Annotated in this window: 6 protein-coding genes; all 6 read right to left on the bottom strand. The window is 35.4% G+C overall.

Annotated elements, in window-relative coordinates; translation table 11 throughout:
- Positions 1 to 160: 160 nt before the first annotated feature.
- Positions 161 to 6,445 carry a DEAD/DEAH box helicase gene (locus H5126_RS16545; RefSeq protein WP_182720615.1) on the bottom strand — a complete coding sequence of 2,095 codons (6,285 nt, stop codon included), beginning with the start codon at positions 6,443 to 6,445 and terminating at the stop codon, positions 161 to 163.
- A 12-nt stretch (positions 6,446 to 6,457) separates the two neighbouring features.
- Positions 6,458 to 9,760 (bottom strand): STY4851/ECs_5259 family protein, encoded by a 3,303-nt coding sequence (locus tag H5126_RS16550; protein WP_182720616.1) that lies wholly within the window; start codon positions 9,758 to 9,760, stop codon positions 6,458 to 6,460.
- 295 nt (positions 9,761 to 10,055) lie between these two features.
- Entirely contained in the window at positions 10,056 to 11,318 is a 1,263-nt protein-coding gene (locus H5126_RS16555; RefSeq protein WP_182720617.1) for a DUF2130 domain-containing protein, read from the bottom strand.
- A gap of 176 nt (positions 11,319 to 11,494) precedes the next feature.
- Entirely contained in the window at positions 11,495 to 12,511 is a 1,017-nt protein-coding gene (locus H5126_RS16560; RefSeq protein ID WP_182720618.1) for a hypothetical protein, read from the bottom strand.
- 26 nt (positions 12,512 to 12,537) lie between these two features.
- Entirely contained in the window at positions 12,538 to 13,866 is a 1,329-nt protein-coding gene (locus H5126_RS16565) for an McrC family protein (RefSeq protein WP_182720619.1), read from the bottom strand.
- A complete protein-coding gene (locus H5126_RS16570) occupies positions 13,866 to 16,058 on the bottom strand; it encodes an AAA family ATPase (protein ID WP_182720620.1) in 2,193 nt (730 codons plus the stop codon). The genes H5126_RS16565 and H5126_RS16570 overlap by 1 nt, the downstream gene beginning before the upstream one ends.
- Positions 16,059 to 16,066 lie beyond the last annotated feature (8 nt).

The raw sequence follows: 16,066 nt of genomic DNA on the forward strand, positions 1-16,066 counted from the left end.
CCTCATATGATTAGATAACCATATAAAGCGAAAACCATTCCAAATATAAAAAGCTATAAAAACAATAGGTTAATTATTTTTTAAATCGTAGCGTATAAAACAAATTACATTTTGGTAATTTTTATTACCTTAATGTAATTTGAGTAAAAGAGTTTGATAGCTATGATTTATTTATATATAAAACAGTTTTCCAATCAAAGCCGTTTTTAAGACTCCCATTTTCCCACGCCTCAAACATTTGAAATAGTTGGTTACTAACATCTTTAAAATTAAAATAATGTTTATTCCGCGATAAATCATGGTTCCAATAGCCAACACCTTGGTCAAAACCAATACAATATTCGTTACCATTTTTGAACTTGAGAGTAAGCTCTCTTCGGTGTGAAATATCAGCTTTGTTCTCATGCAAATCAATAAAACAAGGTAACTTAATACCTTCCTTAAACCACAAGTTAATTACCTCAACCATATCTGATGAAATATTCCAGTCATGATTTATAAAGCGTCCAGTTCCCGGCTTAGATGAGAATAATGTCTGTAGTTCAAATGAAGTTTTAGAATTAAAAGGCAACCCTCTAATAATTTCTCCTAACATAATCATGTACCAAGGTGATTGAAGGTATCTATCTGTATAAGCAACCTCTATTAACTCACCATCTTTAAATTCATTTGCTAACGGCTCATATTCTTTACAAATGAATGCCCAAAACCTGTCACCAAACGATTTTATTTCACCATTAAGCTCAGTGCTAAACTCAACTCTTGCACCGTCAGATAGGTTAACAATCCACTGGGATGTATCTATTTCACTAAATTTAAAATCTTGCGATAAGCTAGATTTAACTAACATGTCCTCACTATTACTTTCTAACCAATGTCCATTGGGTGACAACATTTCTGCGCTTTGACTAGCAATTGAAACTGATTTATTAGCAGACTCAACCAGAGCGACCATATTGCCATTTGTTAACTCTTTATTTGGTTTTAGTAATTTTATACCCAGTTCTTTATATCTAAGTAGGCTACGTTTTTCTATTTCTCCCAATTGTAGATTTGGCAGAACAAAGGACAACTCAACTCCATTAATTTGGATCATTTGGTAAATGAACATGTGGACTTGCCTAGCGTCAAGATCCCACTCATTAGTTTCTTCTGACAACCAAACCTTAATCGAATTCGCACCTTTATTTATTTGGTGTGAAATAAATTCTTTTATCGATTCATGACAATATTTGGATTCCGTTAAATACTCAAACTCAGTGGGCAGTGATATAAACTTTATAAAGTCATTACCTAACCATTCAGTTGCAGCTTTTCTGTCTAAATGATTGGCATCATGTCTTGTATTTGAATCTAATAAGCATGAAGAACAAGCTTCATCACAACTTGATAAACAAGCTAAATTTGAGTGCATATCAACCAATAGTTTACCGATGAAACGGGCTGCACTAGTAGCAAACCCAGCACCACCACTTATTGCATCATAAAGTTGTATGACCATCGCAGGTAAATTTGAATTCAGATCTCTAGAAGGTCTAACTGCATAACCAATTTCAGATGTAGAGATACCTAATTTATGAGCTAATGCGTTTCTTAATGAAACAGCTAAAGTTAACGCAACTGTTTCTCCTTCATCAGATACATCGATATACTGACCTGTAATCGGATGCTTTAATGTCAATTCAAATGCATCGGTCAAGCTTGTGCACCCAATGTGAATATCAGAATGTACAGTGGCGCTACCATCACATGCTGGCTGATAGCCATCAGAATCTTTAGATTTAGGGGTCGATGTTATTGGTCTATGTTCCGAAGTAGGTGATAACCCTGTTGGGAACTTACTATCTATTGTCATCGACTCTGCTTTACCGCATGATAAACAAACTGCGAAGCCCGTTCCATTCTCTCCTGATGAGTGTTGAAATAAAGTTGCATTACTACCATAACTCATGAATCCAGTAGCAGGGTTTGGAAGCGGAAATTCTTCACCGTTTAGTGATAGCCAGCCTGGTTGAACTGGAATATAGTTCTGTCTAGTAATATCATTACCAGGAGAGTCAAAAAAGTCAGTAACAAAGCCTGTTGGTTCAATTGTTTTTTTAATTAAAGATGAATGTATATTGCGACTGCAACTAGAACACTTAAGTTCGTCCGTGGTAGAACTAGACCTATCAATACCCGTTTGACCACAGTATCTACACAGCCATGCCACATCAAACTTTTGTGCCTCTCTAGCACCACTACCTAGTTTTTGCCAATTAAGTGAAATTCCAGCAGAGCGAAATACTCGTCCATCAATAACTAGTTGTGCCCCAGGAGCATACTCTCTAATTGCCACAGCCAAATTCCGGCTAGGCATATCCCTTAATTGAGAAATATTATCTTCACGAAACTTCGTTTTAGATTTTATCCCTTCTTTTTCACGTCTAAAATCAACTATATTAGAGTTGTTCAAAGTAACCACATCTGTTGGGAACCCATAGCCAGGTAAGAAGGCTTTTCCTGCTAATTCTTTTAAAAGATACTCTTTTCTATGTCTGGCCAACTCAAGAGAAATCCTATACTCAAATGGAGAGTCTTTTGTCGCACTTGTTAGTGCTGAACTTAGATTGTTCAGTTGAGATAACCATAAAGCCTGTAGCTTTTCTATTGCCTTTTTAGATGAGTTGATGATACTTCGAACTTCATTCCCAGCTAAAGCCGTGCCTCTCACTAAGCTTTTTACAGCTTCTTCAATTGGATCTGAGGCCGAGTCCATCCAAGCTTTGAATTTGTCACAGGTAGATACAACACCATCTTCAGATTCGAAGAACCACTGCAAATTTAAAGATGTTTTTTCTTTATCCGTATTACCAATAACATCCCTTAAATATACTGATAACAACAGAGAATTTACGTGACGTGAAACCAATCTAGATGAATCTAATGAGATTTGAGGTGCGGGTATTTTCGTGACAAATGCCCAGGCTGTATCATTGAATACCTCGCTATCATGAGGGTTACTTTTACATAATGTGTATGCTATTGCTCTTGACTCATTACTTCGCCCTGCACGCCCAGCTCTTTGCAAATAATTAGCCGGATGAGGAGGCACATTATTCATTACGACAGCAGAAATACCGCCAATATCAACACCCATCTCCATTGTTGTTGAACAGTTGAGAACGTTTACTTTTCCTAGTTTGAAATCGTCCTCGTAAATTTTTAGCCGATCAGCTGACTGTTGAGCTGAATGTTCAGCAGTACGATAATAAAAGCCGCCCTCTAACACCCTGTCATTTATATCAGTCCAGAGATTAAGTTCTCTCATTTCTTTTATTTCAGAATTATTTTTAATGAATTCACGAACTCTTGATAAATCAGTTTGAAAATCTCCTGTTTCTTCAAATGCATCCCACAACTGAGGTAACTTAATAGGTTTACAGGAATATGATTTTGGATCAAAACTCTTAAGATGAGTGGGTAAATAAGGGGTTAACCCGGTAAATGTTGTATCTAAAACTTTATTTGTTGATGGACATAAAAATCCATCACACATAAGGCTAAAAGATATGTTTCTTCTATCTAAATAAAATTTACCGTTATCATTACTCAATAAATTATATTTTGGGTTAGTTAAATGACTCCATGCCTTGGCTAACCAGTCATTAATTAATTGTATATCCGTTTCGTTATCTAATTTTAGACTTCCTCCTAAAGCTAGTAACTTCCCTAAACGATTAGCAACGTTTTTCTTTATAGAAGGCCATTTTTTTACTCTGTTTTCATTACTATCATCACTTGTTGGACTAATAAGAGTTTTGGCTGCAAACTTAAAGCCAATCCATTGTCTCCAATCATCATCAAGCTTAAAGTAGCTGTTATCTCTTACATAAAAATCTAAACAAATTTTTAAAAAATCTTTCCAGTCTTGTAAGGTTAATTGCTTACTGGACCAATTATCCGGTAAGTCCGTTATTTTTCCTAAATTATCATATGTGAGTTTAACCAATCCTTGAGTCTCTAGGTTATGGTAAACCTTAGGCCTTCTAATAAACTCCCGAGTAAGCAGCATATCCGCTACTTTACGTTTTCCCGTATCAGTACCAAATATTTCTTGGTTTGCATATTTGTTATAATGGAGAATGTTGGTATTAATATCTTCTTTAAGCATTAATTCTGTAAGCATTTCTTCCCAAGAAATATTTACAAACTTAAGAGTAGAGCTTCCACTTAATTTAGCATTAATCTCTTCATCAATTTCAGCAGCTTTTGCTGGCATTATAGCCCTTAACTGATCTGCTAGCTTCTTCAGCTCTTCAATATTTGTGTCATCATCAAGTCGTTCCTGTTGAGGGGATAGTAATTGTTTCTTTTTAATGATTTCAAAAACTAACCCTCTTAGTTTACTTTTTTCAGCTTCCTGCTGCATTTTTACCGCCATCCGTGCCGTACCTTGACGGCTATCAGTAAAGGTGATTAACTTTCTACCTCTTCCTGGCAGGCTATTGGGTCCTAATCCATCAACAACTTCTGCATCTGGGCAGAACTCTAATAATGTTGGTACAACGTTAGCTACATAGAATGGAGAGCCAAGCATTGCTCTTCTTATTGGTTTATTTCCTGAATAGCCTTTATATGAACAATTTCCACATTCATTTTCATAGTCTTGATATAGATATAACGTAATATCTTCCTCTAAGCCTCCAATAAGCCCAGATGTTTTATTAATACCAACACTTATAAAATTCCCTTCCCTATCTGGAGAAGCTAATAATGTAATTGGTGAAATATAATGCTTTTTATTTGAAGCTCTAGAAGTCAATTCTTCAGGATCTTCATCTACGTCTACTAACAATGAAAATTCATCAGATACATTTGTTTCTCGTTGAGCAATTGCATGGTTTTTCTCAACGGCAAGCAAGTGAGGTTCATTGCAGTCATTACAAAAACCGACTTCACAAACTAGAGCAGTACAGTCACACCGACTTCTCTGTGCAACATACACATTACCAAAAGGCCAGTGATCTTTTAATACGGTACTGTCTTTTGTTGGACAGTTTGGATCTATACAACTCCATAGGCCATTTAGCATTCGTTGAAAGAAATGCGCTCTTACTTTCAGAAATGCTTGAGAGCTTTTATCTGGCTTAGTCCCTGTTAATAAGTCTACCCACTTAAGAACTAGCTCTTGATTAAAATCATCATGTGGAAATCGCCCTTGAAGAAACTCAACTAAATCCGTTAACTTAATAGGTTTATCACTTTGAACAAATTTATCTCGAATTGCCTTTGCAACTTCTGATTGGCATAAAGCTTCAAACCTTTTAGTTGAAACATCAGGATCAAAGTCCTTTGCTTTATCTGGTTTATTCGCTTCAATAGCTGATATTTGCGTTAAGGAAAGAGTATTCTTAATATTAAAGCTCACCTTTGGTATTGCTCTCTTACCACCAATGACCACGACTTGGTTTGGTGATACTCCTGCAAGCTCAGCTAAAAAATTTTGTAGCTGTGCTTCAGCATCTTCATCAGCAATTGTTGCCGACGTTGCGACAAACCTTACATTCTTAGCCTCTACACCAAAAGCTTGTAGCACTCGCCTTAATTGCATTGAGAGTTCCGCTGCTTGTGAGCCAACATAAGTATGTGCTTCATCAAGAATAATCCAGCGCAATGACTGCTCTGCTTTAGATTTATTGATAATTGGTGCATCAACATTACGCACCAACATATATTCCAACATAGTTCCATTTGTAACGAGTATTGGCGCAGGCTCTCTACGCATCAACTCTCGTGAAAGTATTTCATTGGGTACTTGTGATTGCTTTGCTCGTACCTTAATCTCACTATTTTCAGTATTTCCGTTATACAAACAAAAACGTATATCACCACCAAAGTCTTCTGTCCACGCATGTAAACGTTCGCGTTGTGAATTTATTAATGCATTTAGCGGGTATAAAAAAATGGCTCTGATCCCCGACAGTTTCTCTTGTTTTCTTTGTTGCTCACGGTAAAGATCTTCAAGAACTGGCACCATAAAACACTCTGTTTTACCTGACCCCGTACCACTCGTAACAACGACTGATTTAACATCGTCACCTAATAACGTTTCCCAACTAGCTAATTGGTGCGTATAAGGATGATACTCTGACTTAAACTGGTACTTATTCTCGACTACTTTGCCCTTATTATTTGTAACTTTTGCTTTATCGAGAGATGATATTACTTTAGAAGATAAGAGTTTATCATCGACTAAATCTTTCATTTTTGGCTCAGCTTGTGTCCAACCAAAAGTATGCTCAAATAATGGGGAGGCTAAAAACGATCCCTCATCTCCGCATTTACCCTGCATTTGTACTTGCAGGTGCTCTCTTAATTTAGGGTTCGTGATCCCCAGAACACTTAAAGTTGATTCTTTCGCTCTGCTTAATGACTGCTCTACTAATGCTGAAAAATAATTCATTGATAATTCCTTTTATACTTTTTGAGTAAAGTAACTCACAAAATAACTATACATAGATGAAAACCAGACGGGTTCAAAGTCTCTTAATTGCTTAAAAGCAAAGGTGATTGCTGAGTCGGTTGAAAATACCTGTTCAAAATTAACTTTTTTAGTTGCTATTGCAGCGGCTATCACCGGATAGTAAACAACCGATGTTTGTCTAAAATGTAAAGGGCCTACAATAGCTCTTGCCTCAGTTAATAAACGCATAGCTTCTTCAATTAATTTTTGCTGTGAATTTGGCCAATCTGATTCAGCATGATCCCTAGCTAACTCTTGTAACCAGGTTTCATTCAAGACTTGCTTTTCAAGCGGTAATGGTAACCTTGGTGCCAATTTTTTCCCTTTTAAGTGTTCAATAATTTCTACAGGATAAGTTGGCAACGAATTACTCAAACGATCAAACATTGAATTGACTTGTTCGAGAATAAAGTCAGCAGGAATATTTATTTTTTCCAAAGAGCTAATAAAATCATTTTTGGCACTATGCCAATAGTCCAAAGGTATAAACTCCCAAAGAACCGGAAATTCAGTGTCTAAGCGACGAATAAATTCCTCATCCATTTCAAATTTGAATAAAATAATGGTTAAGGCTTTTAGGTCTTTTGTTAACGCTTTGAAAACTTCAAAGGTTGATAAGGGTAAGTAACCAAAGTTCTCCCACAGGCTTCTTATATAAAGCCAACTGGAGTGGTGATAATCATTAGCCATTACCTCCATCATGTCGGCAATAGCCAACGGGTTAAATTTAGGATGAAAGGCTCTAACAGCTGATTGCATGCTAGATGAAGGTTTAATATTTGCTATTTCGAGTGCATCTTCAAAATAAAATACAGGTCTAAAGTCAATATCAGGCCTATTTCCAGGAATAATTAGCCAAGGCCCCCCTTTAGTCATTTCTTTAGCAACTTCAAACCTATCCAATTCAATACTACCGAGCATTCTTCGAGGTAAACTTACAGTTTTACATTCAGGTTCTGCTATTTTCATTGCTAGCAGGTTATGGCTCACTTCCCCTGAAGAATCACCTGATTCAAATGAGTACAGTTTATCAACAGGATCAAACTTCACTTCTGATGCAAAGCGTCTTACAGTAAATTGTTTTCTATATCCGCGACATTTGATACTTATAGCAACTTCAGCATCCAACTTGTCACATAAAGACAGCAATGAAACAATTTTTTCTTTAAAACTGTATAAACTGAGAACCTTAGGTTTATTACTTACAGAAATAGATGAAAATATAGTGGGAGAGTTCCTAATAATAGGCTTTAAGGCAAACTCCAACTCAAATTTTTCGTCATAATCTTGATTAGAAAATAAATAGATTTCAGAACCAAGTAATTGGTGAACGGTAAGCTGTTCTGATAATTCATTCCCATCTTTGTCAAAACCATAAATACCTTCGGCAGGATAAGGCAAAGTAATTTCAATTGGATCACAAAGTAAATTTGCACTTATTTGCATGGTTACTTTTGCAGGAGGCAAAGAATTCGGCGTTATAGTAAAGTGCCTAGTGTTACTATTTTTTGATTGAACTATTTTAGCTTCAGAGGCAATTAGTGAAACAACTATTGGTTGAGCTGTAGTCACATTGATTACTGCATTTTCATTTTCACTGTTGAAAGAAATAGACAAATCTTGGGGAAGAACCGCTATTTTTCGCTTAATTAAAGTATCGCCGTCATTATTTTTTACACTAAATACATGTTGTCCATATTTCTCATATTCTTTAATAGTATTAACTGGTTTATTATCTAATAATCTCGTCAACCCAAAGTTAACAACTGCATGATCATTTACCGACTTGATTTCAGGGACACCCTTATATACTTGAGCGGGTCTGGTTTCCCATTGAACTTCATCACCAACTATAGCCAGCATTCCACTAGTATTCGATGTAGAGTTTGTACGTAAACGGTATCGGCTTTCTGAACAATAAAATCGAATATCACCTGAAACTTTATACCAACTTAATTTATAGCCATAGGCTTCAATATCTTTATCTTTTAACGCAAAGCCACTAAGGTTTTCGACTTCATAAGATGACGGTACTAAAACATAAATTTCTTTGTGTTTTGTAGTAAAACTTGCCTGACCAATACAAGTATATTTATTTTCATCTTCATCAAAAACAAAACCAATAGGAGCCTCCCCTAATCCAATTGATGAGTTTTCAATATTAAGCTGATCAACATTAACCCCTAGTTCAGATAATTCAATAAACAAAGAGCTATCAATATTGGTTCTAGAAAAACAAACACCTTTCTTTCTTGGCTTTATGACTGTGCGATTAGTTTCGAACTGTGCGAACACGCTTCCAAAGTCAGCTCTCCTTTTAGCACCTTCATTTAATCCCAGGTCAAACTTGCTTGAATTAACGTCTGATTTTTTAAAGTTAAAGTTTAGTGATTTAGGTAAGGATACTTCAGAGCTAAACAGTAAATTATTTAAATCAAAAAAGTGCTTACAAGATAGTTTCGAATGCTGCTTTTTAATTGAAGAACTTGCTGAGGACGCACCTATCAACCAATTGTCTAATAGGCCTTTTCCTGTATTTACATCTAATGGGATGGGAAATTGACTACGCCAGTTAGGTAAAATTTGGTCAAGCTGTGTTGATGGTAAATCATTTTGATTATTTGCATCGACTTTATCAGCCAGCGTCATTAAATTTCGAACGATTTTAGCGATTAGCTCTACTGATTCATCTTCAGTAAAAACGCTAGGAAAATGTTCTAAATAACCACTTATCAATTGCTTTAATGGAATGCCAATTAAATCAACTTTATAATAGTTACGTAAAATCTTTCTAATCAAATCAGAAAATTTATTCTCTTTTGCACTTATTAGTTGAAACGGTAACCCACCCTCTATAAATACAGAGCCTAAAAAGTTACGCCTTTCAGATTCATAGCTTCGAATAGGTCGTTTCCAAAACCCCTTTAACCCCAAAGGTATAACATCAGCCCTTTGAGAAGCTGTTAACTCAAAACCTAAAGACTCCCAGGCTGAATACCATTCCCATTTAAGTGAATCACAATCTCGCCTGTACCATTCAGAGCAACATAATACAAAGCAAGCGGTCCAATCTTTGTGTTTGCGAGAGCTTATGCTTGTCTTTGGATAAAACCTTGACACAACCGTTTTTAGCTCTTGATACTCTTCATACCTCATCTGATAAGTAAACAAAGGCCCGCCAGTTACTGAGTCTAAATTACGAGAAGAAAGAAACTGAGAAAGCCATTGAGATGGAGTTAAAAAATTATTTTGCACAGGGGATTCCCTCATCAATTGATGCATTAGCTGTATATAGAGCTAGGGGTAATAGAATGATTGGCTCGTTTGAAATTTTTATTATCCGAGCAGAGCTATAAATAGAGGGGTAACGCTGGGGTATTATCACTGCAATTCCTTTTTACTGCTTCCCGACCTTGGGATAGTTATATACTACTAGCGTTAATCTACCATTCATTTTACTCAAATCAAGTGGTTAAGTGATTATTTAGATAAATCACTTATTTTAGAGACCAGTTAAGAGCAAAATATGCTCTCGACTGGTCTTGGTCCATTACTCTAGAGCAGCTATCTCATCCAACATTGGCATTCCGCCATGCGAGAGGCCTTGCAGCTCACCACAAATTGACATCATTTGCGCTGTGATACCTGTAATTTGCCCTTCACGCTTTTTCCAGATCCTTTGCATTGCGTTTCTTTCTTTATCAAGTTCAACTTTCATTTGTTCTTGATGATCTACAACAGCTTTTAAACGATGAACAAATTGAGGGCTGCATATGTAATCATAAATAGCTTCCATTTGTTCATTTTTACCCGCACTAACCGTTTTTTGGCGCTGTGACTCTAAAAGTACGATTCTAAGCGCCTCACTAAGCCCTTTTGCTAAAGCAGGTTTAACTAACCAAACTCCATCAACCATTAACATAGGTGCATTTGTATTTGCAGGAAATACGGTTGTTACTAGCACTCCAATATCACCAGCAGCATTTTGTACATCTGTTTTAAGTTTGCTGACCCAGGCGTTTGACCAATTTTCAGCTCGCTTTGTTTCCCACACTATTTTTCCGCATACAGTACCCGAGCGCATGCAAACCGTTTGTATAACATCTGCGCCTTTAGCTCCTTTTTTTACAGGTTCAATAAAATCTACTGGGTATAAATGAGCCAATGTAGTCTCTAGCTCAAGCTCTAAAACTTCACCTTGTAATTGTTGTGACCCTTGCTCTAGCTTGCGCTTAAGGTCGTTATTAGCTTTGGAAGCATCATCAATTTTTTTACGGTACTCAGCTTCTATCAATTTGAACTCATTTGCAGCATCGTCGCGAAGTAACTGCTTTTGCTCTTCAACTTTACGTGCTAATTCAAGCTCAAAGTTTTTTTGTTTATCTTCAAGCTCTGTTTTAGCTTTTCTGAGTTTAAGCTCTTCGTTTCTAAATTGATCTAATTGCTCATCTTTAGATTTAATTGACTCTTCTAGGCTTTGTTGTTCTAAACTGACAGCCTCTCTCACGCGCTGCTCTACTTTTGCTTTTTCAGATTCAATCTTAGCATTTAGTATTTCTGCACTTTGCTTACTATCTTCTAACTGCTCTTTTAATTGGGTTAATTGCTGCTGAAATATTTTTGACGCTGATTTTTCTGCCTCTTTTGTGGCTTGGGCTTTAAAGGAAGTTAATTGCTGGTTGAGTAGTTGCTCATACTCGTTTTCATGTTGCTCAATTAAATGCTTTGCTATCGCATCTTTTACATGAAAATCAGTATCACAATGAGGACAGGTTATTGAATCGTTTGCATTAAGGATAATTTTAGAAGTCATGGTTAAGCCTTGTAATAGTTAAATACAAATAAACTATTACAAGCTTAATGCCAAAGTATAAAAGATTGTTTTGTAAAGATTTAATCAAATAACTACATTGTGAAATGGTAATTAAATTACTTTTATGTGAATAAAATTACCATCAAATGAGCTATAGATATAAATTTATTTATTCGTTATGTCCTTTCATAAATTTGTGTTCTGCTTAAAGTTTGAACGGCTTGATAAAGAGCCATATTAAACACACTTAACTCGCCAATTACCCCAGGACCGATATCTGCACTATAAATTGAGAGTGAATTTCTAAAATCAATTAAATTCACTTCAATCTTATTATCAACTACAACCTGAATATATTGGCTTTTATTCACTTCGTTTACACAACTAAGAAACTCACTAGAATCCACCTCAAATAGCACACCTAAATACCTACATAGTTCAAATGTGTGTCTGCCTTCAATAACTATATCGTTATTTAATACTGCATCTATAAAGTCTGGTGCTAACTTATTAAGTGGTTCAAGTGCATGCTGATGATTTTTAACTAAGCTAAAAAATACATCATGGAGACAGAGCAAATGCTGGTACACATAAGTCGACATTTTCACCTGACTTTGAAAAGGTCGCTTAAACATTGCTTGAATGTTTATTTCTTCTGTTAACTCAACGCCTGAATTTAGCTCTAATACTAATTCATGCTTAGCATTTTGCTGTCTAACTTTAACTGCTCTGACGTAAGGCCTAACAAAAGTAAAATTAAGTTCAATAAACTCCTCTGTAATGTCTATTTCTATAAACTTTTTATCATTACTAATAATTGACGCTATATCTAAGCTCTTAAAAAAATCAGCTTCAGATTTAACGTCTATAAGTTTACTTTCTAATTGATGTATTTTGCTTTGTTGATCTTCAAATCTAACTGTTAGTTGACTGATAACATCTTTTAAACTTAGCTCATTAATTAATGTTTTAGCATAAACTTTATCTTTATTATCAAGTAAATCTATTAACCAAGGCTCATTGCTTTGAAGTAATGTATTGTTAGCAACGTTACCAAATTTATTTAATATGCTTAGGTTTCTGACTGTTGGGTTATTTTTGTAATTCCAATATAAAGTTCCCACATTGCTGCAACCAACGTTATCTAAGTCATGTACTCTCAACTCTTTGATCATTTCTTCTATTGGTTGCATCGATTGCTCCACTCGCAACGTTAATATTAAATAAAACCGATATTTAAACAGCTCAAATCTATTCTTTTTTCACACTTAGCTTGTATATCAAAAGGCACAACCCACAGCTTCAATTTTCCGTCTTTGTAATTAAAACTATGCTCAAACGGGTTTTCAAGCGCTTTTGTTTTAGGGTAAATAAGAACTAAATCTCCTTTACCATTTAAGTAAGTATGACCATAGCCAAGCATCTGATAAAAATCATCTTGAGAAAGCCCAAACTTGTCTTTTCGTTTAGAGTTTTTCTCGTTTATTAATTTCCATTTTGTATCAAGCACAATGTCATTATTTTTATCAATATCACTTTTGCGTGAGATATATAAATCCGGTTTTAATAAAAAATATGGCTTATTACCATAATCAACTAAAGACTTACTGCTCACCTGGGCAGATACCTCACCCAAACCTATAATATGCTTTTTTAAATACTGAGCTACATAACTTTCAAACACCGCTTCCATAGGAAACAACAACGAAAATGCATTGCTCTTGCCCTGCAAAGTTAACGGAGAAAACCCATCAATAATTAGCTTTGTCCACGCCAGTGGGGCTTCGTAATACTTCATTCCTCTATCTAGCTTAACGCTGGCAAAGTCATTTTTTACATTATTACTTAGTGGTATGTCTGCAAAAGCAAATAACAGCTCTTGCAGTAGTTTTTGGTTATTAGCACTGCGGCTATAGCCTTTCACCTTTACAAGTGCGGTGTGTATTAATCGATTAACCGGCCTGTCTTGTAAATACTCTTCGTACTCAACATAAAACTTATGTTTATTAATAAAGTTATGCTTAACTTGCTTACCTACCAAAAGCTTACCTTTTAAAAAGGCAACGTTATCTTCTTTTAGTACATAGTCACTTTTAAGCCCGCGCTTTATTAAGGTATTTACAGAGGCTAAAAACTGGCTAATAAAAACCTCTAGTAAAGGTATTTTATTTTCAGCTAAATTAGCATTATTAGTTTGTAAGTGCCTAAACTGCTTAAGTGATTTTAGCATCATTAGTAATGACACGCGCGAGGCACTGTCATCACTATTTTTAGCTACTTTAGGCAATACTTCTATTTGGCTTCCATCGGGTGTAAAAATCACACCGGCATAGTTTTTAACTTGCAATACTTCACAATTATCAACTTGCTTTAAGCGCATAAATCGGCTTTCTGATTCATCACATAAACATAATTTTTTTAAATAATTATATGCTTCTCCAGAAATAGGTTTTATCTGGGGCGATGCTTGTACTTTGTCACTTTTATCATCACCATTACCCAAATACCCAAACTCAAAAACAGTAGTTTGCTTTTTTACTGCTAGCATTATGAATTGCTCGTTTCAGACTCTATACCTGTAACGGTCTGCTCAGCCAAATTAGGTTCTTTATCTGAATTAGCCGATTTGTCTTGTTTTTTTAATACCGACGCATCATAAATGGCTTGATAAGCCAATGCCTGGTGCCATGCTCCACTTTCGTCATTAAAGTCAGTTAGTTTGTAGGTAGTCTTTTTATCGTCGTAGGTTTCTAAACCATGTTCTTCACCGAAAATATCATTGTATGAAGCAGTATGCTGTTGAATAAATACAAACTGGCTCTGCGCATCGGTCTTTTTGCGGTTATCCCCCAGAACTAAACGTATTTTGTTCCAATCTTCAAAAAAGTATTCTTCTAATAATGGGATAATTTTATTTTTAAATATACGCTGAAGCTCACAAAAAGCTTTAACGTCACTATTTTCCTCACCGCTATTCAATGCATCTAGTACTGGCATAAAGAACGCATGTCCTAAGGTATGCTCACGATCATAAAGTACTTCAATTCGTTCATTCATTGTTAAAAGCAGCTTAGATAGATTCAACTTAACACCGTCAATACCTATGCAATATGGCATATCGCTTTTATCATTTAAGACACGGCAGTCAGGCATCATTTCTATAAAATCAAAACGACGTCGCAATGCAGTATCCATCATCGCTAACGACCTATCAGCCGTATTCATAGTACCAATAATATAAAGGTTATCAGGAACACTAAACCGTGATCCTGAATATGGTAATGTAGCAAACAACGCTTCTTTATTATTTCCTGAGCGTTTAGATGGTTCGATTAATGTAATTAACTCACCAAATATTTTTGAAATATTACCTCTGTTAATCTCATCAATAATAAGAACGTAATTGGAAGGGTTAGTTTGTATTTTAGTTGTAGAAACCTCAACATCATTTTCTAGTAAATGACTAATAGTATTAGAAACATTTAATCTACTTAATGGGTAAAATGTAGGTAAATTAAATTGTTTGTTATCGTTTAGCACTTTAAAATCAACAGAAAAGTCTTTAGCTAACCATTTAATAGGAAGCTGATGGCAAAAATCATCTCTTGTTGGTAATCCCTTAGGGTTATATAAATACTCTCCTGTAATTACACCAATTGCTTCAACAGACGAGTTGCTGTTGATGCATAAAACAAGGTCACCAGGTTTTGCCTCTTGTGAAAAATAACGTAATGAATTTTGATTGTTTTTACCTTGTGATTTATAGTAATCATTTCTATTACCGCCAGCTAAGTCTCCAGTGTGCTTCCAGCCAATCGCCCCTATATTATTTTTTAAGCAGTGTGATTTGGCTGGATTTTCGTGAGTCCCTTCAATTGACAACTTCCAAACTCGCCCATCACGGTTAATTTCACTGTCTTCACTTACAAAAGGCTCCGAAGCTTTATCACTTAGTGACTTGAATATGCCACTTTCTGTAACATAAGTTAAATCACCAGACTCAGTTTCCCTTGCTTTAACTCCCTCAACAAACTCTTCATACCCGTAGCTTTGGTGAAATGTTACAAATCGAACTCTACCTTCATCACATAGTTGTTTATATAGCTCAGTTAATTGTGATCTTTGAAGCTCTGTAGCACCTAAATTCTCATCAATTTTAATTTCTGCATATTTAGAAGGTTCTGCAGCTTTAACAGCAGCTTGAACGGTGTGATAGGTTTTACCTGTTCCTGGTGGACCATATAATATTTGATTTAGAGGGGATGCAGATATCTCAAATTCACTGCTATCATTTATAATGAACTGTTCAGTAGTATCTTGTTCTGTAGTTTCTTCATCTTGAGAGTAATCTATGGGATTTCTTTGACCCCCATTCATTTCACTATTTAATTGCTCTTTTATATTGTCTAAAAATGGGGAAAGTTTTTCTATTGAAGTTAGCTCTATCCTTTTTTTTTCTTTAAAAAACTTACTATTAAGAGATACTCTTACAGCATCGGAAAAAAAACTTACCGTAATACGAGGTATACCTTGTTTTAAACTTAAATCTTTTACACCAAACCTAAAATAACGTTTTTTTTCTTTGGTATTATGCGTTGTATAGCAATCACACTGTGGGAAATACTGACGAATTAAACTATAAACCTCAGTAAACAGTCTTTGTTGCTTACTGCTTCGAGATTCTAAAAACACCGTATTTCTTTCATCCATATAAGTAATTAAAAACTCTTCAAATTCCATTTTTTATC

The organism is Pseudoalteromonas sp. SG45-3, from assembly GCF_014164075.1.
GTDB classification, from domain to species: Bacteria; Pseudomonadota; Gammaproteobacteria; order Enterobacterales; family Alteromonadaceae; genus Pseudoalteromonas; species Pseudoalteromonas distincta.

What these genes read in the sequence shown, in the direction of transcription:
- H5126_RS16570 (WP_182720620.1), bottom strand. Translation starts at nt 16,058, where the DNA reads ATGGAATTTGAAGAGTTTTTAATTACTTATATGGATGAAAGAAATACG.
- H5126_RS16555 (WP_182720617.1), bottom strand. Translation starts at nt 11,318, where the DNA reads ATGACTTCTAAAATTATCCTTAATGCAAACGATTCAATAACCTGTCCT.
- H5126_RS16545 (WP_182720615.1), bottom strand. Translation starts at nt 6,445, where the DNA reads ATGAATTATTTTTCAGCATTAGTAGAGCAGTCATTAAGCAGAGCGAAA.
- H5126_RS16560 (WP_182720618.1), bottom strand. Translation starts at nt 12,511, where the DNA reads ATGCAACCAATAGAAGAAATGATCAAAGAGTTGAGAGTACATGACTTA.
- H5126_RS16565 (WP_182720619.1), bottom strand. Translation starts at nt 13,866, where the DNA reads ATGCTAGCAGTAAAAAAGCAAACTACTGTTTTTGAGTTTGGGTATTTG.